This is a genomic window from Streptomyces sp. NBC_00996 (assembly GCF_045162675.1).
GTDB lineage: Bacteria > Actinomycetota > Actinomycetes > Streptomycetales > Streptomycetaceae > Streptomyces.
Genome location: NZ_CP108723.1, coordinates 10,227,808 through 10,248,649, shown reverse-complemented (window position 1 = coordinate 10,248,649; position 20,842 = coordinate 10,227,808). Strand labels below are relative to the sequence as shown.

Sequence of the window (20,842 nt, the reverse complement as noted above, 5' to 3'; positions counted from 1 at the left end):
ATCGATCGTCTTCGATCAATTCGATCAGACAAGCCTGGACAACCCGCACTCCGGTCGTACAACGTGAAGAATGGGCACGAGAGGGGTAAGACCACCTTCGGGGAGCGGAGAGGGTCGCAGTGGGTGCGAGCGAGGAACGAGACGTGCTGGCCCGTCAGCGCTTCGACATGGCGGACGCCGCACCACTGCTGCTCGATGCCCGGATGGCGGTGACCAGCTGGACCGCGGACGCCGAGCGGCTGCTGGGATATCCGGCCGCCGAGGTGCTGGGACGGCCCGCGGCCGAGCTGCTGGTCCCCGAGGACGCGGCGAGGGTCCCCGCCCTGATCGAGCGGTGCCACGAAGACAGCGGCTGGACCGGCCTGCTGTCCGTGCGCCACCGGGACGGGCATCCCGTCCAATCGATGGTTCGAGTCGTTCCGGTGCAGCGCATCGGCGGCCCGGCGCACTGGGTGGTGCTGCTCGCTGATCTGGCCGGCGGTCCCGGCTGGGACATGAGCCGCTCCGCGCTGGAGCAGATGACCGCACGCTCTCCGGTGGGCATCGCGATCGTGGACGCCGACCTGCGGTACGTGTGGTCGAACGCCGCTCTGGAGCAGTTCGGCGGGGGCCCGCCGCACGGGCGGCTGGGACGACGGCTCGCCGATGTGCAGCCCGGCCTGGACGCCGAGCGGCTCGAGGCGCAGATGCGCCGGGTGCTGAAGAGCGGCGAGCCGGTGGTCTCGTACGAGCACGTGGGGCGCGTACGATCTGCGCCGCACCGCGAGACGGCCCACTCCATGTCGTTCGTCCGGCTGGAGGACGACCACGGCCACCCGATCGGTGTCTACTACACCGTCGTCGACGTCAGTGAGCGCCACCGTGCCCGCCGGCGGCTCGCCCTGCTGGACCGGGCCGGTCAGCACATCGGCCGCAGCCTGGATGTCCTGCAGACCGCGCAGGAGCTGGCCGACGTCGCGGTGCCGGGGCTGGCCGACGTCGTCGCCGTGGACCTGCTGGAGTCCGTACTCAAGGGAGCGGAGCCGACGCCCGGTCCGGCGCAGGACACGGACGCGGTGCCCCTGCGGCGCGCCGGACACCAGTCGGTACAGGGCGGAGTCCCCGAAACCGCCGTCGAGATCGGCGAAGTGGCGTCCTACCGGGCCGGGACTCCGCCCATCCGGTGCCTGATCGACGGCGAGTCCTGGCGCGAGGAGCGGCTCGACCCGCTCAGCCGGGAGTGGGCCACCGTCACGCCCGCCGGTCGGGCCGCCACCTTCCTCGACCTCGGGCTGCACAGTGTGATGATCGTGCCGGTCCGTGCCCGCGGCGTCACACTGGGCATCACCACGCTCTTCCGGCGCAGCCGCCAGGAGCCGTTCGACGACGACGATCTGGGCCTCGCCGAGGAGTTCGTCGGCCGGGCGGCCCTGTGCCTCGACAATGCCCGCCGCTACACCCGCGAGCGTGACGCGGCCCTCGTCCTGCAGCGCAATCTGCTCCCTCATCTCTTCCCCGAGCAGGACGCGGTGGAGGTCGCCGCCTGCTACCGGCCCGCCGACGAGCTGACGGGGCTCGCCGGGGACTGGTTCGACGTCATTCCGCTCTCCGGGGCTCGGGTGGCCCTGGTGGTGGGCGAGGTCGCGGGGCACGGCATCGACGGTGCGGCGGCGATGGGACGGCTGCGGGCCGCCGTGCAGACCCTCGCCGACCTGGATCTGCGCCCGGAGGAGGTGCTCGCCCACCTGGACGACCTGGTCAGCCGCGCCGCGCGGGAGGAGGGCTCGGGCGCCGACACCCGCACGAGCGGCATGCAGGCGGTGGGCGCGAGTTGTCTGTACGCCGTGTACGACCCGGTGAGCGGGCAGTGCTGCATGGCGAGTGCGGGCCATCCCGCGCCCGCGATCGTCACCCCCGAGGGCACCGTCACCTTCACCGAACTCCCCGACGGTCCCGCGCTCGGCGTGGGCGGACTGCCCTTCGAATCGGTCGAGTTGGCGCTGGCGGAGGGCAGCGTGCTCGCACTGCACACCGACGGGCTCATCGCCACGGCCCGGACCGGGCGGGATCCGGAGGCCGGCCGGGAGCGGCTGCGCCGCGCGCTGGAGGCGCCCGGACAGCCGTTGGACGGACTGTGCCGCACCATCGTGGACGATCTCGTGCCGACGCGTCCCTACGACGACGTGGCGCTGCTGATGGCGCGCACCCGGCGGCTGGGGGCCGAGCGGGTCGCGACCTGGGACCTGCGCAGCGACCCGGCGGTCGTCGCCGAGGCCCGGAAGGCCACGACCCAGCAGCTGAGCGTCTGGGGCCTGGACGAGCTGGCTTTCACCACCGAACTGGTCGTGAGCGAACTCGTCACCAACGCCATTCGGTATGCCGCCGGCCCTATCCGCTTGCGGCTGATCACCGAACAGGCCCTGATCTGCGAGGTGTTCGACTGCGGTGCCACCGCCCCGCATCTGCGCCATCCGAAGACGACCGACGAAGGCGGCCGCGGGCTGTTCCTGATCTCCCAGTTCACCCAGCGCTGGGGCACCCGCTACACCCCCGAGGGAAAGATCATCTGGGCCGAGCAGTCCCTCACGGAGCCGGTGATCTGACGTACCCCGCGACGAACCGGTGGCTCCCGGCGTCAGCAGTCGCGGAACTCGGGCGACTGGTTGAGGATCTGCGATCGCAGCGAGGGGAAACGGGTGTGCGTGTCTCCGCCCTGGGCCTCGGGACGGAAGACCGCGGCCCGGTGGCAGTTCATGAAGGCCGGCGTGGCCCCGGAGTGCCGCTCCAGGCTGCCGCGGATCGAGTCACTGGCGAGCGCCCTGAGTAGCTGCCACGCTCCTTCTCGGTGGACGGTGGGGTGTGGTCGTCGGCGAACTCTTGTACTTCGAGCCGTAGTTCGGCGGCGAGTTCGGCGATGAGGTCGTACGCGTACGGCTGGGACGTACGAACGGTTTCCACGAAGACCTCTTCGCGGACCTGACCGCGTTCGGCTTCGGCGAGCAGCTTCGGGGAGACGTCGAGTGACATGAGGAGGAGGGTTCCTGCCGCTAGGTGGTTCGGAGGGCGGCGCGGCCGTGGCGGAAGTCGGGGGCAGACCGACCGCGTGTCGCCGCGATCCTCCGGAGGTCGAGAGCGTTGCGGGCAAGCCGAGTTGACGGAAGATTGACCAAGTCTCTGGAGATCGCTGAAACAGTCGTCTATATGGTCTGCCGCATGCCCCCACAAGCTCCGAGAACACCGGCACTCCCGGTCCTCCCCTATCGGAAACCCACCCGCGATCGCGACTACTGGGTCTTCGACAATGTGCTGCCCGACGTGGATGCCGTCCGGGCGCGGTGCGTCGTCAAGGACGACTGGGTCAAGGGCCACCCGTACACGTCGGAGAGCTGGCCCGGCCTGCGGACGATGCCGGGGCTGGAACCGGAGGAGCTGACGCGCGTGGAGCGGCTGGTGAAGAAGGCCACCGGTGCCCAGAAGCTGTGGCAGCAGACGACGCCGTCCGGCGCCACCCTCAACCACAACTGCATCCAGGTGGTCGGCAAGGACGAGGGAGAGCCGCGCCCCCACACCGACTCACGCGCGCTCTGCCGTTACGCCGCGGTGCTCTATCTGAATCCGAACGTCCCCAAGAACTGCGGCACCAGCTTCTACCGGCAGAACCTGCCCGGCGGGCGGCTGGGCGGCAACGTGGTGGCCGCGCCGCACAACAATCTGGTCGAGGCACTGGGTACGCGCTTCGTCCCGCCGGACTCCTTTGTCGAGGACATCGCCGTACCGCACCGGTACAACCGGCTGCTGCTCTACAACGCCAACCTGATGCACAGTGCGACCGATTACTGCGGCAGCACCATCGAGGACAAGCGGATGACCGCGGTCTTCTTCTGGATGGCGTGATCCCGGAAGACTTTGCGTGACGCCGAGCGGCCCCGGACCGTCGAGTCCGGGGCCGCTCGGCGTCGCGGACGGGCTTCAGCCGCCCCTGAGTTCGCGTTCGACCGAGACCGACTCGGCCGCGCCGTTGTGGGCCTTGGGGCCGCCGAGCACCTTCGGTTTTCGAGTCCGTATCCGGACATTCCTGCGCTACGACCCGGTTACTTCTTCCTCAAGTTCTGGTGGCCGGGCGGTGAGCTGGTCATGATGGGCGCATGACGTTGGCCTTGAGAGCCATGACGCGGCTGGCGGACTGGCCGGATCTCGTGGAGGTCCGGCCGAGCTGCGGAACGGGCCGGGCGCTGTGCTCGGCCCAGGGCGAGATCGTCCACTTCCATACGGACCACGACGTCGACCTGCACCTCACGGACCGGGCCATCCGGCGCTTCGAGGACCACCTCAAGGGCGCGACCGCGGTCCGCATGGTGCCGGGCTCGCGATGGGTGACCATTCACCTCGAAGTCGACTCGGACATCGACCTGCTGCTCACGCTGGTGAGCGTCGCCCTCCAGGCCCACCAGGCACGGCCGGTTCCGGATGACGCGCCCTCGGCGGGCTGCAACGGTTGAGCGCTCACCACCACGTCACACCACCGTTCCCAGGGACTGAGCGGAACCCCCTCCACGCGCCGTGTGACGTCACGACGGTCCCTGTGCCATGGACGCCATCGGTCTCCGTGACATAAGAGCCCCGGCACTCAGTCACGGGTGAGTGCCGGGGCTCGTCAGCAGGTCATCGAGGGCCGATGACGATGACGCGGAGCGTCAGGAGCGGCCGCCCGCAGCGCGCCGACGCCGGGTGGCGACGGTGATCGTGGCGCCGGCCGCGAGGACCGCCACGGCGCCGGCCGCGATCGGCAGGGTGTTGCCACCGCCCGTCTCCGCGAGGTCGCCGGGCGGGGTCGACTCGCCACCGTTGGGCGAGGGAGCCGACGGCGTGGTCGACTCGGACGCCGACGGGGTCGCGGACGTCTCGGGCGCCGAGGGCGACGTCGGGGGCGCGGGCGTCGACTCGGTCGGCGTACCGGGCGTCTGCGCGGGAGGCGTCGAGGCGGGCGGCTTCTGCGGAGTGGTCGGCTGCGTCGTGCAGTCCTTCTTGCCGCCGTTCCACGCCGTGATCAGCTTGTCCTTGATGACCGCGTGGTCCGGGCCCGCGGGCAGATCACCGTGCTCGAAGCCATCGTTGGCGTCGTACGTGCCGTCGAACTTGACGGCGCCCCGGTAGAGGTCGATCTGCGCGAAGCAGCCGGCGTCGGGCACCGAGATGTCCAGCGAGTCGGTGGCGCCCGGCTTGACCGTGACGGTGTCGAAGTCGTGGAACACCTGGACGCCGGAGGTCTTGAAGGTGGCGCCGTGGGTGCGGTACGCGGCCAGCGAGGCGGTACAGGTGTCGGCGTCGCTCGCGGTACGGACCTTGATGTGGACCTTGCCGTCGTCGGTGGGCTTGAGGTTCTCGTCGTCGACACGGACCGAGTCGTAGAAGTTCGTCCCGTCCAGGGAGAACTGGCAGCGATCGGTCGCGGTCGCCGTACCCGCTCCCTGCCCGGGCGCGTAGCCGCCGGCGGCCTTGTCCCAACCGTCGCCACCGGGCCTGTCGGTGGCCGACGCGGTGGTCGTGGCCGCGGAGAGGGCGAGCGCTGCCGCGCCCGTCCCCAGCAGGCAGCGAAGGGTGACACGTCTCGCTATGGACATGCAGTTCCCATCTTGATGATGCGAGACCCGGTCGACGGCAGCGGGCAGCACAGAGCAGCCGGGGGCCACACCGGGGGTAAGTGGTCGAGGAAACACTGGGCTCATCGGTCATATGGGCCACAGTGCGACCACATAGTCGATCACCGCGAAGAGGCTGTCAACCTCGTTGAATACACAAGGACTTCACGGGTGATCACATTTCAGCCACATGAGGAATCAGAGGATCCGGAGGCATCGACCGCAGCCCCGGACCGAGGGTGCGCACGCGTGACCCACACCCGCGGCCCGGACCGAGGGCGCGCGTGACCCACACCCGCAGCCCCGGACCGAAGGCGCGCGCGTAACCCACACGCACACCTCGCCGCCCTCGAATCCCGCCCTTCGCGCTCTCTTGCGTACAACCTGGGCAACGCCTGGGCAAGGAACTCAGTTCCCTCCCGAATGCGCACTGAGTGCCATCCTGCCCGTTTCGATGCTAGTTTCCCGTCCATGAACGAGGGACCCCGGCGCCGCGAGCCCGCCGACGCGACGACCGTGAAGCCGCCCATGCGGGACGCCCTGGTCGCGGCGGCGTTCCAGCTGTTCCTGGAGCGCGGCTACGAGCAGACCACGGTCGACGACATCGTGACGCTCGCCGCGGTCGGCCGCAGGTCGTTCTTCCGTTACTTCCCCTCCAAGGAGGACGTGGTCTTCCCGGACCACGAGCGCTGCCTGGCCGACATGACGGCATTCCTGAGCGACGGCGCCGACGCGCACGACCCGGTGCAGCGGGTCTGCGACGCAGCCCGGCTCGTCCTGCGCATGTACGCCGAGAACCCGACGTTCTCCGTCCAGCGCTATCGCCTCACCAAGAAGGTCCCCGGCCTGCGCGCATACGAGTTGTCGGTCGTCTGGCGTTACGAGCGCGCCCTCGCCGAGTATCTGCGCGGGCGCTTCGCCGGCCGGCGCGGCGGCACGCTGCAGGCCGACGTCATCGCCGCGGCCGTGGTCGCCGCGCACAACAACGCCTTGCGTTCCTGGCTGCGCTCGGACGGGCAGGGGGACGCGACCGCCGCGGTGGACCACGCCCTCGGGTATGTGCGGGACACCTTCGGGAGCCCGCCCCTCGATGCCCCGGACGCGGAGCCGGAGGACGTGGTCGTTGTCATCTCCCGGCGCGGCACGCCGATGTGGCGTGTAGTCCAGGAGATCGAATCCACGCTCGGGCGGGACTGATCGCATCCCCACTCCCACCGGATTGAGGGTACCGAGTGCCTTTACGAGTGGCACTCAGTGCCATACTCTGTCGTCGTGCACGGTGATCCGGGCACCTTCAGACTCCGGCCGAGCGCAGGGAGATGACATCGTGTACCACCCAGGAATCGCCCTTCATCCGGGGATCTCAGCGGCGCCGGACGTGCTCACCGCGGCCCCCGCGGAGCACAAGGCGGACATCCTTCTCTTCCAGCGGTGCCACTGGTGCGGCACCGCGATGTACCAGCGCCTCCTCTGTCCGGTCTGCGCGGGCAGCGAACTGCGCACGGAAGCGAGCGCGGGGACCGGCGTCGTGCGCCATTCCACCGTGATCCACCGCAACACACCGGCGGCGCGCAACGTCTCCCTCATCGAGATGACCGAGGGGTTCACCGTCCGGGGCCGGGTCATGGGCCCGCCCGCCGCCATCCACAGCGGTGACCGCGTTCAACTCGCGACCGCCCAGGACCCGGTGCGCCAGCAGCCCGTGTTCCAGCTCATCGACGGCCCCTACGGGAGTTGGTGACGGCCACGGGTCGGTCCGCCGCCGCGTCGTAGGCGCCCTTGGCGGGGAACCGGGCGAGCCGGCTGCGGACGGGGGCTGCCACATGATCGGGGCCTGGACGCCCGGTCCGTCTTCCGCATCAGCCACCGGATCGTCGACCGCTACGGCGACGGCCGGGTCTTCGTCGCGGGCGACGCCGCCCACATCCACCCGCCCACCGGCGCCCAGGGCATGAACACCGGTATCCAAGACGCCTGCAACCTGGCCTGGAAACTCGCCCTGGCCGTCCGCGGGGAGGCCGGCCCCGCCCTGCTCACCAGCTACGACGCCGAGCGCCGTCCGGTCGGCGAAGAGGTCGTCGGCCGCACCGTCCGCCATGCCACCCAGGGCATGGAGACCGATCCCGACGACCCGCGGACCGTGCTGCTCCGCGAGGCCCAACTGCTGGTCGAGTACTGGGGAGGCCCGCTCTCCGGCAGCCCGTACGGGCCCGCAGACGCCCCCCAGCCGGGCGACCGGGCCCCCGACTGCGCCGGCCTGACCGCCCCCGTCGCCACCTACCCGCTGCGCCTGCTCGACATCCTGCGCGGCCGCACCGGGCACGTGCTGCTCTTGTACGCGAGCGACACCGCAGACTTGGCCGAGGCCGCCGCGGCGGCTGAGGCTGCCGCGGTGCCGCGCATACCCGACGGCAGCCCGGGCCCCGCGGACGGCCCGGCCCTCAGGGCCGGCCTGCAGACCCTCCCCGTCCTCGCCCGCGAAGGCGTCAGCCGACACCTCCTGGACGCCGGTGCACGAGTCGGAGTCAGGCACCACGTGGCCCTGTCGATCGTCGGCATCGACCGCGTCGGCATGGGCTAGTACCAGGGAAAGCTGCGCCAGGAGGAAGTGCTGAAGGGTCGGCCGACACCGTGGACGGTGCTGCGGGCCACGCAATTCCATGAGTTCGCGCAGCAGATCCTCGACCGCGTGCCGGGCCCGCTCGCGATCGTGCAGGTCGTCTCCGCGTTCCGCGAGGCGTGTGAGACCGGCGATCTCGACGCGCTGGTCGCCCTGCTGGATCCGGACGTCGAGTCGCGCAGCGACGGAGGCGGCGAGGTGCGGGCTGCCCTGCGCCCGGTCGTCGGCCAGGACAAGGTGACCCGACTCATCCTCGGCCTCATGCGCAAGGAGCCCGACGTGGAACTCGTGGAGGAGGACGTCAACGGCACCCCCGGCATGACGGTCCGCCTGACCGGCACGACCATCGCCGTCCTCGCCATGGACGTGCACGAGGGCCTGATCACCAACCTGTGGCTCGTGCTCAACCCGGACAAGCTCCACGCGTGGAGCGGCGATGACACCCGCTGAGTGGGGCCCGGCTGTCTGCCGTGACAGCAGCACGGTCAACGGGCCGTCGTGGGTTCCGGGGCAGTTCCGGGCTGCCGCGGCGTCTCCCTGTTGCGGCGCCAGGCCGTGTAGTGATCGATGAGCGTCTCTCCGATCGGCCGGTAGGTGACGCCCAGCTCCTCGACGCTTCTCCGGTTGTCCACCCTGAATCTGATCCCGAGGTGCTTGCGGATGTAGTCCTGCGTGAGTCCGAACGCCGGCCCCAATATCCTTACCGGCCAATGCGGGAGACCGTGTCGGGGCAGCCGGGCATTTCGGGGGAATCTCGCCAGGACGGCTCTCGACATGTCCAGGAAGGACACCATCTCCGCCGCCGCGACGATATAGCGCCCGCTCGCGTCGGAATTCTCCGCCGCCGCGATGTGCGCGCTCGCGACATCTCTGACGTCCGCGACCGTGAAACTGAAGTCGGGCGCACCGTAGAAGAAATACCCCTTGAACAGTTCGTCGAGGAGAAACAGACTCCCGGAGTCGGAGGCGGGTGTCAGTGAAGGCCCCAGTACCAGGCCCGGGTTGATGGCGATCATGCGCCAACGGCCCTGGGCCGATTCCGCCTCCCATGCCGCCTGCTCCGCGACTGTCTTCGCATAGTGATACGGGTTGTTCTCCACCGTGCTGGTGGTGTTGAAGTAGCGTTCCGAGAGGACTTGGCCGGCCATGTTCCGGACGTCGACGTAGTCCCCGAAGATGGCGCCGACGGTCGAGGTGAAGACGAGCCTTTCGACCGTGGGTGTTCGTTCCATGCCGGCCAGCACGTTCCTGGTACCGGACAGCGCCGGCTCGACGACGTCCTTGTGCCCGTCTTTGATCTTCTCGGGCATGAGGAACGGCGAGGCGACATGGAAGACGACGCGGCAGCCGTCCATCGCCCGGTCGAAGGACCCTTCCCTCAACAGGTCGGCTTCGAACAGCTCCAACGAACCGGGGAATCGGTACTGCATGGCCCGAAGGGGCTCCACCTTCGGTCGGTTGGCCAGGGCCCGGACCGTAGTGCGCACACGGTAACCGTGCTCCAGCAATTGCCGGACCAGATGACTGCCGACGAATCCGCTGCCGCCGGTCACCAGAACAGTCCTGTCGACGCTACTCATTCATGGCTCCGATCGCTGAAGACCCCGGCGTGCCCAGCGCGCACCGTATCGAGTCAGCGCGTGCGCATCCAGATCGTCCGTGGTCCTGTCCCGCCGCGCCTGGCTGGAGCAGACCCAGTCCGAGGTTCGCCAGACGTTCTTCTCCCGGCCCACTGGTCGAAGGCGGGAAACCCATTCACCTGACACTCAGCGGGACCCGGCTGCGCGGTCACGGCGGGGACTTCGACGACCCGACGACCGCCTCGACGGACCCGCCGTGGCGGGCGAGACACCGACCCGCTACTTTCCTGGTGCTCACGGCCTCTCCAGAACAGCGCGGTGAAGTTGTCCACATGCAGCCGAAACCACTCTTCACCCGCTTATGGGACAATCCACTATGTGCAACGAAAGGTAACTTTCGTGACCGATAGTAACAATGGGACGGATTACGGGACCATAGGGCTCGACCGCACCGGTCAGGCCGAGGCCTTCGACGCCATCGGGGACCGCTACGACGAAGCCTTCCCGCACAAGGAGGGCCAGCTCTCCGCGGGCGAATGGCTCATCGAATCCCTCCGGGCAGGATCCCGCGTGCTGGACCTCGGCTGCGGCACCGGAGTGCCGACCGCGCGTCAACTGTCGGACGCCGGCTTCGAGGTCGTGGGCGTCGACCTGTCCGGCGGGATGGTGAAGCTCGCCCGGAAGTACGTCCCTCGTGCGACGTTCCATCAGCTGGACCTCGCCGACCTGCGCACGGGCGGCCCGCACGACCTGGGTCGCTTCGACGCCGTCACGGCCTTCTTCTCTCTGCTGATGCTGCCGCGCGGAGAGATCCCCCTCGCACTGCGAACGATCCACCACCTGTTGGTTCCCGGCGGCCTGTTCGCCCTCTCGATGGTGGAAGCGGATGTGGACGATTTCGCGATCCCGTTCCTCGGGAACACGATCCGGGTCTCCGGTTATCTTCAGGAGGACCTCCGCCACGTCCTCGAGACGGGAGGCTTCGACATCGTGAAGGAGACCTCCTACACCTACGCCCCTTCGGTCGCCGACGTCCCGCCCGAGGAACAGCTCTTCCTCTGCTGCAGGCGACGTGGCTGAGAACCCACGAGCCGGCGCGGCCGACCTGCGGCACCACTGAATGGAACGACAGGCGTGACGGAGCACCCCAACACCCAGGAAGGCCCCACCGAGGGCACTCAGCGGGCCGGCGGCCCGCTGAGCGGGCCGGCGGCCGCCGCACCCGTCACGCCGATGGGCTCGCGGGCCACCCGCACGCCCCAGCCGTCCGCTGCCCGCAGCCGCCGCGGACGGCAGAACGCGGCGGCAGGCGACACCGGGCCGCAGACCGACCGGCTTCGCTATCTCGACGTGGCGACTCGGCGGATCGCCCGCGGGATGGACCTGGACAAGACGCTCCGGGAACTGCGCCGGTCAGCTGTTCCCGCGTTCGCGGACGCGATCATCATCCATCTGCACGATCCGTTGCCCATCGGGGACGAAGAGCCGACCGCACCCGTCGTTCTGCAACTGCACAGCATCGACAACGCAACGGAGACTCCGCACGCAGAACGGTCTCGGACGCCCGTGCTGAAGAGACTTCCTCTGCGCTCGGAGGTGACCGAGCGCGTGCATCCGGCCCCGGATGGCCGACTCGCGAAGCTGCTGCTCGCCGGTCGTCCGGCGTTCGGCGACACACCGGGGGTCGCGCTCGCGGTGGCCGAGTTGCTCGCGCCCCTGGCAAGTGTGCCGGGGACGCTGCCGCCGGGGCGCAGGCTCATCATCGCCCCGCTGCACGGCCGCCACCACGCCATGGGCACCGTCGTTCTCCTGCGTCGGCCCGACCGGCGTGCCTTCACCGGCGACGACCTGCTCGTCGCCTCACAGCTCGCGACGCACACCGCCATCGGCGTCCAAAAGGCGGTGATGTACGGGCACGAGGCATCCGTGGCGGACACGTTGCAGCACACCATGCTCCCGTCGTCGCTGCCCGAGCCGACCGGCGTCCGACTGGCCAGCCGTTACGTGCCCGCCTCGAAGACCGCCCAGGTCGGTGGCGACTGGTACGACGCGATCCCACTGTCCGGCAACCGCGTCGCGCTGGTCGTCGGCGACGTCATGGGCCATTCCATGACCTCCGCCGCGATCATGGGCCAGCTGCGCACCACGGTGCAGACCCTCGCCGGACTCGACCTGCCTCCGGGCGAGGTTCTGCACCACCTCGACGAGCAGGCCCAGCGCCTTGGCAGCGACCACATCGCAACGTGCCTGTACACGATCTACGACCCGATTTCGCACCGGCTGCTCATGGCGAGCGCCGGCCACCCACCCGCGATCCTTCTGCATGTGGACGGCCACGCGGAGGTACTGCGCGTCCCGCCCGGCGCTCCGATCGGCGTCGGCGGCGTCGTCTTCGAATCCGTCGAGATGCCCGCGCCCACCGGAGCGACGCTTCTGCTGTACACCGACGGGCTCGTCGAGTCCCGTGACACGGACGTGGGAACAGGCGTCGAGGCCCTGCGCGCCCACCTCCAGACCACCCAGCACCCACGCCCCGCCCCCTCACTGGAACTGCTCTGCGACCAGGTGCTGGACACCATGGGCCCGGGCGACCGAGACGACGACGTCGCGCTGCTCACCGCGCGGTTCGGGGGCTTCCCCACGGACAGCGTCGGATACTGGTTCCTGGACCCCCACCCCCAGACCGCGGGACGGGCACGCCGCCTGACCCGCAGGACACTACGGCGCTGGGGCCTGGAATCGTTGCTCGATACCACGGAACTCATGGTCAGCGAGGTCGTGACGAACGCCGTGCGGTTCGCCTCACGGCCCATCTCGTTGCGTCTGCTCCGCACCGACGTGCTCCGCTGCGAGGTGACCGACGACTCGCCCCAGGTGCCCCGGATGCGGCGGGCCGCACCGGGCGACGAGGGCGGCCGCGGTCTGTTCCTGGTCGATCAACTCGCGCAGCGCTGGGGAGCGACGAGGCTGAGCACGGGCAAGGTCGTCTGGTTCGAGCAGCAGATCCCGAGGGAGTAGCCCTGCCCTGGCAAAGGAGGTGCCGATGGCACACATCGGCACCTCCTTCGGCTTTCCTGCGGCCGGACGACCTACCCTCGCGGACGTCGCCGAACAGCCCCACCGTCGAGGCGTCGCCGAATGGCGGACCCAGGCGCGAGCAGCAACGATGCAGCCAGGAGCACCGAAGGCAGCACCTGGCGACGATCCTTTTCGTGATGCCGGCGCCGTCCGGTGGCCCCTGGCCGAGGCAGCGAGCACCGCAGGAAGTTGACACCATGACCGACGAACTCACCGTGAGCGTCCTGGGCACCGGGATCATGGGCGCAGCGATGGCCCGCAATCTCGCCAGGGCCGGGCACACCGTCCGGGCCTGGAACCGGAGCCGCGCCAAGGCCGAACCTTTGGCCGCCGACGGCGCCCACATCGCCGACTCCCCCGCCGAGGCGGTCCAGGGCGCCGACGTCGTCCTGACCATGCTCTACGACGGTCCCGCCGCCCTGGATGTCATGACCCAGGCCTCCGATGCCCTGCGCCCCGGCATGGCCTGGCTGCAGTCCACCACCGCGGGCATCGACGCGATCGGCGAACTGGCCGCCTTCGCCCGCAAGCACGATCTGGTCTTCTTCGACGCGCCGGTCCTGGGCACCCGCCAGCCCGCCGAGGCCGGGCAGCTGCTCGTCCTGGCGGCCGGCCCCAGTGAGCACCGGCCTGCCGTGGTTCCGGTCCTCGACACCGTCGGCGCCCGTACGGTGTGGACCGGCGAGGACGGCGCGGCGGGCAGCGCGACAAGGCTGAAGCTGGTGGCCAACAGCTGGGTCATCACGTCCACCAACGCCGGCGGCGAGGTCCTTGCCCTGGCGCAGGCGCTCGGCGTGGACCCGCAGAGCTTCTTCGACGCGATCGCGGGCGGCCCGCTCGACATGCCGTATCTGCGTGCCAAGGCGGAGCTCGTGCTGAACCGGCGGCTGTCGCCGGCCCAGTTCGCGGTGGCCACGGCCGCCAAGGACGCTCGTCTGATCGTCGAGGCCGGCGAACGGCACGGCGTGCGCCTCGACGTGGCCGCCGCGAGCGCTGAGCGGCTGGAGCGTGCCGCCGCCCAGGGCCACGCCGACGAGGACATGGCCGCCGCCTACTTCGCCAGCTTCGACGAGAAGCCCTCCACCTGAGAATCGGGGAGCCGTCCGAAGCCGGCGGAAAGGCAGGCGTGCGACGACTCCGGTCCCCGGAAACGCTTCGTGTCCGCTCCCTACCGGTGTGCCTCCTGGCCGAGAAGCTCGCAGCGCTCGGGATCGGCGTCGCCCGCGCTCGGGTCGACGAAGTGCTGATCACGGCACGGGAGTTGATAGGGCGGGGCGCTGCCTGCTCGCGGACGCGGACGTGGCGGCGCCGGCGAGGGAGGCCCAGTGAAGGTCCCTCTGCCCCGTGCGAAACCGGCATGCGTTGAACGAACCGGCGTGGGGGGCCGGTTCGTTCGGCCGCCGGGGAAGAAGCGTCAGCTGTAGGTGACGTCGGAGGTCGCGTACTTGCAGGAGGTGGCATCGGGGCCGGTGCCGTTCTTGGTCGGCTCCGCACCTGTATTGTTCCCGATGTACTTCTGGCAGGGGATGATCTTCTTGCTGGTGTCCCCAACGATCTTGATGGCCTTCAGCGTCGCGCTGTCGCCGTAGTTGGTGTTGATGCCGACGATCCGGCTTCCCTTGTAGGTCGCCTCGATGGTGTTGAGGTTGATCGTCCGCTTGTACTGCGTCTTGCAGTTGCCGCACGACCGGACGAAGGTGCCGAAGTTCTGCACCGCGAAGTTCGAGACGTTCAGCGTTCAACGGTGATACGGATTCCCACCGTGCCGCGCACGCCGCGCCGCAGGCGACTGCCGAAGAGGGTGAGGCGGCCCATGAGACCGTACTTCCGGGCGATGAGTTGCCGGTAGCGAGCGGTCGCGGCCTCGTCGACGATCTCGGCCGTGGCGGGGATCTGGTCGCCGGTCGGCCTGCCCCGCATGTCGCAGGGGCCGACCAGGACGTCCGCCCGGTTGCGGATCCGCTTCACCTTCCCGGTGTCCGCGGCGGTCCAGGCACCGAGCGCGTCTTGGTCGCGCACCACCCACACCGGAGTCGCGACCGCTGTACCGGTCTTGCGGTAGGTGGTGATCAGCAGGTACTTGCCCGAACCGAGCGTGTCCAGCGAGACCTCGTCCATGACGGAAGTGTAAGCGGCCGGGTCCGGGAGCCCCAGGCACCCGGCCGCCCGCTTCAGGACAGCTGGCCGTCGTAGTCGGGCAGCTTGAAGGTGCGCTCGGCGTGGCCTCCGACCAGGTCGGAGGTGTTGTTGCCGACGTTCGCGATGATCGTGTAGCCCAGGGATTCGATCTGCGCGCGCTTGCTGGTCTTGTAGGCGCTGACCTCGTCGAAGAGGTCCGGCAGATCACGCACGTAGAGGCCCGAGACCGGGTAGCCGACGGTCTTCAGGTTCCACTTGGTCTCGCTGGCGATGATTCCGGGGCGTGCGGTGACGAAGAAGATGTCGACACCCCGGTCGTGCGCGTACTGGGCGAGCTCCAGGGAGGCCTTGACGGCCGGGGTGGGGAGTTCGTACCAGGGGTGGAAGTCCGTCTCCAGCGTGGTGTTGTCGATGTCGAAGACGAGGGCGAGCTTCTGTCCGTCGGCGTGCGCGGTGCGCTGTTCGACGTAGGGCAGCGCCTGGTCGATGACGGCCCGGACATCACCCTGCCAGGTGGCGTAGTCGACGTCCTGTGCCGCCGTGGCGCTCGCCGCCGCCTGGACCGGGGCCGCGGCGGCGGACCCGGCCGCGGTGACCGTCCCCCCGATGCCCAGCGCCACGACCGCCGAGACCGCGCCTATCCTGCGCCCCACACCGCGTCCTGTCATGCCCGTCCCCTTCTCGCGTCGGAGCGGCGAGCGTGCCTCGACACTCGCCGCGCAAGACATGATCACGCCCAGTGATGTACGAATGGGGAAGGGGAAGTTACTACTCGGTAGAGAATCTCGCGGCGGCGACCCCACGCCCCTGTGTGGAGTGGCAGGCGCGGGCGTCCCGTGTGAGCCTGGGCTGTGGTCGGCGGGCCGCGGTGTCGGCTCAAGGAGAGAGGCTGCTCGGATGGACGCACCGAACATCGTCATCGTCGGCGGCGGTTTCGCCGGGGTCGAGGCCGCGCGGGGGCTGGAGCGGACGCTCGCTCCCACCGACGCCCGGATCACTCTGGTCAGCCCGGCCGACTACCAGCTCTATCTGCCGCTGCTGCCGCACGTCGCCGCCGGTGTGGTCACCCCGCAGTCCGTCGCGCCCTCGCTGCGCCGGATCCTGCGCTGCACCGAGCTGGTGCCCGGTGGGGTGATCGGCGTGGATCCGGGCGCCAAGGTCTGCGTGGTCCGCAAGATCACCGGGGAACTCGTCGACCTGCCGTACGACTACTTGCTCCTCACCCCGGGCAGCGTGACCCGCACCTTCGACATCCCCGGTCTGCTGGACGAGGCGCGCGGCATGAAGACGCTCGCCCAGGCCGTGTATCTGCGCGACCACGTGATCGCCCAACTCGACCTGGCAGCAGCCACGTTGGACGAGGACGAGCGGGCTGCGCGGCTGCAGTTCGTGGTGGTCGGCGGCGGTTACGCGGGCACCGAGACCGCGGCCTGTCTGCAGCGTCTGACCACCGCGGCGGCGAAGCGCTACCACCCTCGGATCGACCCCGGCCTCCTCAAGTGGCATCTGATCGACGTCGCCCCCAAGTTGCTGCCCGAGCTCGGCGACAAGCTGGGGGCGAGCGCGCTGCGCATGCTGAGCGAGCGCGGGGTGCAGATCTCCCTCGAGACGAGTGTCGCCTCCGTCACCGAGGACAAGGTCACCCTCACCGACGGCCGCGTGCTGCCCTCCCGGACGCTGGTATGGACGGCCGGCGTCGCGGCCAGCCCGCTCGTCGACTCGTTGGGCGCGGAGACCGTGCGCGGCCGGATCGTCGCCGAACCCGACTTCAAGGTGCCGGGCCTGGACGGGGTGTTCGCGCTGGGGGACGCGGCCGCGGTGCCCGACCTGGCCAAGGGCGACGGCTCGTTCTGCGCACCCACCGCCCAGCACGCCGCCCGGCAGGGCCGACACGCGGCGAAGACCCTGGCAGCGCTGCTGAACGGGCAGCCCACGACGCCGTACAGGCACAAGGACCTCGGTCTCGTCGTCGACCTCGGCGGCCACGACGCGGTGTCCAAGCCCCTCGGCATCGGTCTCAAGGGTGTGCCCGCCCAGGTCGTGGCCCGCGGATACCACCTGTACGCGCTGCGCACCGGCACGGCCCGGTTCCGTACAGGCGCCAACTGGTTCCTCAACGCGGTCGCGGGCAACGACTTCGTCCGCACCGGCTTCCTCGCCGACCGGAAGGGCACCCTGGGGGAGTTCGAGCACACCCATGTCTATCTGACGCCCGAGGAGGTGGCCGCCCGCACCCGCGCCTGACGTTCGCGCCCCAGCGCCCCGAGCTCGCCCAGCGCCCAGGGCCTGTCCCTAGCGCTCGGCGGCGCTCCGCAGCAGGGCGAGGTAGCGGCGGCCGAAGAGGTAGGCGTCTCCCGGCCAGCGGGCCGAGAGGTAGTGGCCGTCCTGGACGACGAAGGCGTGCGTGTCGTCGATGGCGGTTCCGCGCTGTGTGAGGGTGCGCGGGCCTCGCTCGAACTGCGTGTCCGGGTCGGCGAGGGCCGCCCTGACCTCGTCCTCCACGTAGGCGGGATAGGTGCGGTAGTAGCGGCCGAGGCGCCAGGCTGTGGTGAAGTAGGCGGTGCGTTCCATGTACTTGGGCAGGCAGGTGGTACGCCGGCCGGCCAGCACGCTGCGGCCCGTCGCAGTGTCCTGGGCACGGGCGAGGACGAGGACGCCGTGGCAGATCGCGCCGACGGGCCGCTGAAGGGCCCAGAAGCGCGCGATCTGCTGCTGCAACTCCGACGAGCCGAGGTACTGCCGCATGCCGGGCGCGTGTCCGCCCGGCAGGAGCAGCCCGTCGAACTCCGCCACGTCCACGTCCGCCCAGGAGACGGTGGCGTGGAACTCGGGCGCCTCGGTGAGCTCCTGATAGAACCGCCGGGGTTCCGCCTCGGCGCCGAGCTGCCCGAAGAGCACGCCCGTCAGCAGCCTCGGGTCGGCCTTTGGCCGTGTGCCGGCCTGCTCGGTCGCGAAGACGACCTCGTGCCCCGCCTGCGACAAAATCCGCCAGGGGACGGCTACTTCGGTGACGTCGAAATCGTGGTCCGGGACCGGAATCAGCACGCGCATGCGCCCATCATGGCAGGGCGGTCGGTCAAGTTACCCGGCGGTGAACGCGCGGGCCCGGGCGCACGTATGAGGGGAAGGGCTCTGGACCGGGGCCCTCGGCGGTGGTGACGCCGCGCCGTTCGGCTTCGGGAGCCCATGGATGAGGCACGCACGACGACGGATCGTCCGACGAGGGGCGCGCCTCGCGGCCGTCGGCGGACTGCTCTACGGAGGGCTGATGGTGACGCACGCGATGGCGAGCGAACCGTCCGACACGTCGCGTGCGAACGGAAGTTCGACACAGGCCGCCGCCGACACGGGCTCCGAACTGGTCTCACGCCTCGGCACCTCGCGCACCGCCGGCAGCTGGATCGCCTCCGACGGCCGCCCGGTCGTCGCCGTGACCGACACGGCCACGGCCGCCGAGGTGAAGGAGGCCGGTGCCCGCGCCAAGGTCGTGCGACACAGCATGCAGGATCTCAAGTCGGCGACAGCGAGTCTGAGTTCGGCACCCCGGGTGGCGGGCACCGCCTGGGCCGTGGACTACACGAAGAACGAGGTGGTGGTGCAGGGCGACAGCACGGTCTCCACCTCCGACTGGTCACGCATGACGAAGCTGGCCGACGGCATCGGCGACTTCGTGCGCATGCAGCGCACCCAGGGCGCGTTCACCACCCGGCTGAACGGCGCGCAGCCGATCTTCTCGACGGGTGGGCGCTGTTCGGCGGGCTTCAATGTGACCAACGGCCGAAGCGAGTTCATCCTCACGGCAGGGCACTGCGGGCCTGCCGGGTCCGTCTGGTTCGCCGACAACCAGGGTTCGCAGCAGGTGGGCCGGACCATCACCACGGCGTTCCCCGGCAGCGACTTCTCCCTCGTGCAGTACGACAAGGGCCGACAGAGCACGGCCGGGGCGAATGTCGTGGCCATCGGCGGCGGAAACGGCGTACGGATCACGGGCGCGGCCGATCCGACCGTCGGTCAGCGGGTCTTCCGCAGCGGGAGCACCAGTGGGCTGCACGACGGGAAGGTGACCGCGCTCAACGCGACGGTCAACTACCCCGAGGGCACGGTCACCGGGCTCATCGAGACCACCGTGTGCGCCGAACCCGGCGACAGCGGCGGCCCGATGTTCTCCGAGGGCATCGCGCTCGGTGTGACCTCGGGAGGCAACGGGGACTGCACCTCCGGCGGTACGACATTCTTCCAGCCGGTCACCAAGGCGCTGACGGCACTGGGTGTGCAGCTCGCGGGACAGCCGCAGGCCTCCGCCAGTTCCCCGGCTCAGGGCTCCCCCGCGCCGTCGGTGCCGGCCTCGCAGGGCGCGGCGGGCGCGCCCGGCTCCGCCGCGCCGGGCGCTGTGGAGCCGGTGGGGACGACAGGAAGCGCCGAGACGCTCGTCTCCCGGCTCACGAACCCGAGGAACGTCGGCCCGGGACTGCTGGTCGTCGCAGGAAGTCTGATCGCACTGGTGGCGACGCGCTATATCCGTACCGAACAGGACCGCAAGGCCTATCGACGGCAGTATTCGCAGAGTTGGGGCTAGGAGGACACGGCTCTCGAGGGAGTCGGAGCGAAGTGCCGGGCGGTCACGCCGCCTGCGTGGGCGACTGCGGAGAGGCTGCCGCCCACTCCAGGACGAGCCGCTGGTACTCCCGCCGCTCCTCCATGCTCAGCGTCCCGCCGGCCCGGAACCAGAGGGCCCGGATCTCCTCGTTGACCTCGGCGGCGGAGCGCTCGGAGTCGGCTTCAGGAGTGGTGGACATGATGTGAAGCATACGGGCCTTGATGTGAAGACGATGTGAGTAAAGATACGTGGGACGACATTACGGACCGTGAAGCTCATCACTTACACGTCCGCGGCCCCAGCACCAAAATCGCCGCGATCATCGACGCCGTTCGGGCGACCGGGCTGACGTACATGATGGGCGAGACCAGCCAGTACAACCCGGCGACGGTCCATGCCCGCAACCAGATCGCCGAGGGCGCCTTCGGACGGCTTTTCTACGCCGAGGGCGACTACGTGCACGACATGGACCTCGGGTTCTACGAGGCGTACCAGTACAGCGGGGGCGAGAACTGGAGGGCGACCGCCAGCTATCCCCCGCTCCTGTACCCGACGCACTCGGTGGGCGGGGTGCTCGGGGCGTGGCAGACGCACGCGGTGAGCGTGTCCGCGATCGGGGTGCGCGACGAGCGCGGGGACGGCGTGTTCGACAAGGAGGTCAGCCAGTTCGGCAATGACTTCTCCAATGCCACCGCGCTGTTCGAGGTGGCGGGCGGCGGCTCGTTCCGTACCAACGAGTTCCGCCGCGTGGGCTATCCCTCGCACATCCGGGAATCACGATTCCGGTTCTTCGGCACGGACGCGAGCATGGAACAGCTCGCCACGGTGAGCTTCTGGCAGGACAAGAAGGGGGTGCAGGACATCACCGAGCTCCTGGAGCCCAAGCCGACACTGGCGCCCGACGACCCGTCGCTCCAGCACATCGCGCCCGCGCTGCGGGCCGCGTTCACCTCCGGATCGGCGCCCGTGCACGACCGGGCGCGGCTGCCGCGGGAGTTCGACCAGCTCCACAACGGGCACGAGGGCAGCCACCACTTCCTGGTGGACGACTTCGTGACCGCGGTCAACACTCGGACACTGCCGTCGGTGAACGCGTGGGTCGCGGCCCGCTACACCCTGCCGGGCACCGTCGCGCACGAGTCGGCGCGGCAGGGCGGCGTCAGGCTGGACATACCGGACTTCGGGGACGCTCCGGAGGCGTAACGTTTCG

General features: G+C 69.8%; 17 protein-coding genes and 4 pseudogenes. 13 read left to right on the top strand and 8 right to left on the bottom strand.

Going from position 1 to position 20,842, the window contains the following annotated elements:
- Nucleotides 1-119: 119 nt before the first annotated feature.
- Entirely contained in the window at nt 120-2,582 is a 2,463-nt protein-coding gene (locus OG390_RS47465) for a SpoIIE family protein phosphatase (RefSeq protein ID WP_406176782.1), read from the top strand.
- 32 nt (nt 2,583-2,614) lie between these two features.
- Here OG390_RS47465 and OG390_RS47460 read toward each other — a convergent pair.
- A pseudogene (locus OG390_RS47460) lies at nt 2,615-3,006 on the bottom strand (SCO5389 family protein).
- Between the two features lie 186 nt (nt 3,007-3,192).
- Between OG390_RS47460 and OG390_RS47455 the strand changes: the two are divergent.
- Nucleotides 3,193-3,873 (top strand): DUF6445 family protein, encoded by a 681-nt coding sequence (locus OG390_RS47455; RefSeq protein ID WP_406176780.1) that lies wholly within the window; start codon nt 3,193-3,195, stop codon nt 3,871-3,873.
- A 251-nt stretch (nt 3,874-4,124) separates the two neighbouring features.
- Nucleotides 4,125-4,478 carry a luciferase family protein gene (locus tag OG390_RS47450; RefSeq protein WP_406176779.1) on the top strand — a complete coding sequence of 118 codons (354 nt, stop codon included), beginning with the start codon at nt 4,125-4,127 and terminating at the stop codon, nt 4,476-4,478.
- Between the two features lie 195 nt (nt 4,479-4,673).
- On the opposite strand, the gene OG390_RS47445 is transcribed toward OG390_RS47450, so the two are convergent.
- Nucleotides 4,674-5,600 (bottom strand): hypothetical protein, encoded by a 927-nt coding sequence (locus OG390_RS47445; protein ID WP_406176777.1) that lies wholly within the window; start codon nt 5,598-5,600, stop codon nt 4,674-4,676.
- Between the two features lie 546 nt (nt 5,601-6,146).
- Between OG390_RS47445 and OG390_RS47440 the strand changes: the two genes are divergently transcribed.
- The 4 genes and pseudogenes from OG390_RS47440 to OG390_RS47425 all read left to right on the top strand — a co-directional run bounded on the left by OG390_RS47440 (nt 6,147) and on the right by OG390_RS47425 (nt 8,688).
- On the top strand, nt 6,147-6,815 hold the full coding sequence (locus tag OG390_RS47440) for a TetR family transcriptional regulator (RefSeq protein WP_406178295.1): 669 nt from the start codon (nt 6,147-6,149) through the stop codon (nt 6,813-6,815).
- Between the two features lie 163 nt (nt 6,816-6,978).
- Nucleotides 6,979-7,359, top strand: coding sequence for a Zn-ribbon domain-containing OB-fold protein (locus OG390_RS47435; protein ID WP_406178293.1), 381 nt, complete (start codon nt 6,979-6,981; stop codon nt 7,357-7,359).
- Nucleotides 7,360-7,464: 105 nt separating this feature from the next.
- Nucleotides 7,465-7,989: pseudogene (locus OG390_RS47430) on the top strand (FAD-dependent monooxygenase); the annotation flags it as partial.
- A 237-nt stretch (nt 7,990-8,226) separates the two neighbouring features.
- Complete coding sequence (locus OG390_RS47425) at nt 8,227-8,688, top strand: hypothetical protein (RefSeq protein ID WP_406176775.1); 462 nt, start codon at nt 8,227-8,229, stop codon at nt 8,686-8,688.
- Between the two features lie 35 nt (nt 8,689-8,723).
- Here OG390_RS47425 and OG390_RS47420 read toward each other — a convergent pair whose 3' ends face one another.
- Nucleotides 8,724-9,818 (bottom strand): NAD-dependent epimerase/dehydratase family protein, encoded by a 1,095-nt coding sequence (locus OG390_RS47420; protein WP_406176773.1) that lies wholly within the window; start codon nt 9,816-9,818, stop codon nt 8,724-8,726.
- A 399-nt stretch (nt 9,819-10,217) separates the two neighbouring features.
- On the opposite strand from OG390_RS47420, the gene OG390_RS47415 reads away from it, so the two are divergent.
- From OG390_RS47415 to OG390_RS47405, 3 genes are all read left to right on the top strand, one after another.
- The gene (locus OG390_RS47415) at nt 10,218-10,898 is read left to right on the top strand and encodes a class I SAM-dependent DNA methyltransferase (RefSeq protein ID WP_399082368.1); all 681 of its coding nucleotides are present in this window, start codon (nt 10,218-10,220) and stop codon (nt 10,896-10,898) included.
- A 54-nt stretch (nt 10,899-10,952) separates the two neighbouring features.
- Nucleotides 10,953-12,836: a SpoIIE family protein phosphatase gene (locus tag OG390_RS47410; RefSeq protein ID WP_406176771.1), complete on the top strand. Its 1,884-nt coding sequence runs from the start codon at nt 10,953-10,955 to the stop codon at nt 12,834-12,836.
- A 197-nt stretch (nt 12,837-13,033) separates the two neighbouring features.
- On the top strand, nt 13,034-13,984 hold the full coding sequence (locus OG390_RS47405) for an NAD(P)-dependent oxidoreductase (RefSeq protein ID WP_406176770.1): 951 nt from the start codon (nt 13,034-13,036) through the stop codon (nt 13,982-13,984).
- Between the two features lie 326 nt (nt 13,985-14,310).
- Here the strand turns inward: OG390_RS47405 and OG390_RS47400 are convergent.
- The 3 genes and pseudogenes from OG390_RS47400 to OG390_RS47390 all read right to left on the bottom strand — a co-directional run.
- A pseudogene (locus OG390_RS47400) lies at nt 14,311-14,634 on the bottom strand (pectate lyase); the annotation flags it as partial.
- Complete coding sequence (locus OG390_RS47395; RefSeq protein ID WP_406176768.1) at nt 14,628-15,014, bottom strand: PPOX class F420-dependent oxidoreductase; 387 nt, start codon at nt 15,012-15,014, stop codon at nt 14,628-14,630. The gene OG390_RS47395 and the pseudogene OG390_RS47400, both read right to left, overlap by 7 nt.
- A gap of 53 nt (nt 15,015-15,067) precedes the next feature.
- Nucleotides 15,068-15,703, bottom strand: a complete 636-nt coding sequence (locus tag OG390_RS47390; RefSeq protein ID WP_406176766.1) for an HAD family acid phosphatase — start codon at nt 15,701-15,703, stop codon at nt 15,068-15,070.
- Nucleotides 15,704-15,932: 229 nt separating this feature from the next.
- On the opposite strand from OG390_RS47390, the gene OG390_RS47385 reads away from it, so the two are divergent.
- Nucleotides 15,933-17,279 (top strand): NAD(P)/FAD-dependent oxidoreductase, encoded by a 1,347-nt coding sequence (locus OG390_RS47385; RefSeq protein ID WP_406176764.1) that lies wholly within the window; start codon nt 15,933-15,935, stop codon nt 17,277-17,279.
- A 48-nt stretch (nt 17,280-17,327) separates the two neighbouring features.
- Here OG390_RS47385 and OG390_RS47380 read toward each other — a convergent pair whose 3' ends face one another.
- Nucleotides 17,328-18,086 (bottom strand): type 1 glutamine amidotransferase domain-containing protein, encoded by a 759-nt coding sequence (locus OG390_RS47380; RefSeq protein WP_406176762.1) that lies wholly within the window; start codon nt 18,084-18,086, stop codon nt 17,328-17,330.
- A gap of 139 nt (nt 18,087-18,225) precedes the next feature.
- On the opposite strand from OG390_RS47380, the gene OG390_RS47375 reads away from it, so the two are divergent.
- A complete protein-coding gene (locus OG390_RS47375) occupies nt 18,226-19,611 on the top strand; it encodes a S1 family peptidase (protein ID WP_406176760.1) in 1,386 nt (461 codons plus the stop codon).
- Nucleotides 19,612-19,654: 43 nt separating this feature from the next.
- On the opposite strand, the gene OG390_RS47370 is transcribed toward OG390_RS47375, so the two are convergent.
- On the bottom strand, nt 19,655-19,843 hold the full coding sequence (locus tag OG390_RS47370) for a hypothetical protein (RefSeq protein ID WP_399082400.1): 189 nt from the start codon (nt 19,841-19,843) through the stop codon (nt 19,655-19,657).
- 95 nt (nt 19,844-19,938) lie between these two features.
- On the opposite strand from OG390_RS47370, the pseudogene OG390_RS47365 reads away from it, so the two are divergent.
- Nucleotides 19,939-20,835, top strand: a pseudogene (locus OG390_RS47365) (gfo/Idh/MocA family oxidoreductase); the annotation flags it as partial.
- Nucleotides 20,836-20,842: the final 7 nt, after the last annotated feature.

What these genes read in the sequence shown, in the direction of transcription:
- OG390_RS47455 (WP_406176780.1), top strand. Translation starts at nt 3,193, where the DNA reads ATGCCCCCACAAGCTCCGAGAACACCGGCACTCCCGGTCCTCCCCTAT.
- OG390_RS47450 (WP_406176779.1), top strand. Translation starts at nt 4,125, where the DNA reads ATGACGTTGGCCTTGAGAGCCATGACGCGGCTGGCGGACTGGCCGGAT.
- OG390_RS47445 (WP_406176777.1), bottom strand. Translation starts at nt 5,600, where the DNA reads ATGTCCATAGCGAGACGTGTCACCCTTCGCTGCCTGCTGGGGACGGGC.
- OG390_RS47440 (WP_406178295.1), top strand. Translation starts at nt 6,147, where the DNA reads ATGCGGGACGCCCTGGTCGCGGCGGCGTTCCAGCTGTTCCTGGAGCGC.
- OG390_RS47420 (WP_406176773.1), bottom strand. Translation starts at nt 9,818, where the DNA reads ATGAGTAGCGTCGACAGGACTGTTCTGGTGACCGGCGGCAGCGGATTC.
- OG390_RS47405 (WP_406176770.1), top strand. Translation starts at nt 13,034, where the DNA reads ATGCCGGCGCCGTCCGGTGGCCCCTGGCCGAGGCAGCGAGCACCGCAG.
- OG390_RS47395 (WP_406176768.1), bottom strand. Translation starts at nt 15,014, where the DNA reads ATGGACGAGGTCTCGCTGGACACGCTCGGTTCGGGCAAGTACCTGCTG.
- OG390_RS47390 (WP_406176766.1), bottom strand. Translation starts at nt 15,703, where the DNA reads ATGACAGGACGCGGTGTGGGGCGCAGGATAGGCGCGGTCTCGGCGGTC.
- OG390_RS47385 (WP_406176764.1), top strand. Translation starts at nt 15,933, where the DNA reads ATGGACGCACCGAACATCGTCATCGTCGGCGGCGGTTTCGCCGGGGTC.
- OG390_RS47380 (WP_406176762.1), bottom strand. Translation starts at nt 18,086, where the DNA reads ATGCGCGTGCTGATTCCGGTCCCGGACCACGATTTCGACGTCACCGAA.
- OG390_RS47375 (WP_406176760.1), top strand. Translation starts at nt 18,226, where the DNA reads ATGAGGCACGCACGACGACGGATCGTCCGACGAGGGGCGCGCCTCGCG.
- OG390_RS47370 (WP_399082400.1), bottom strand. Translation starts at nt 19,843, where the DNA reads ATGCTTCACATCATGTCCACCACTCCTGAAGCCGACTCCGAGCGCTCC.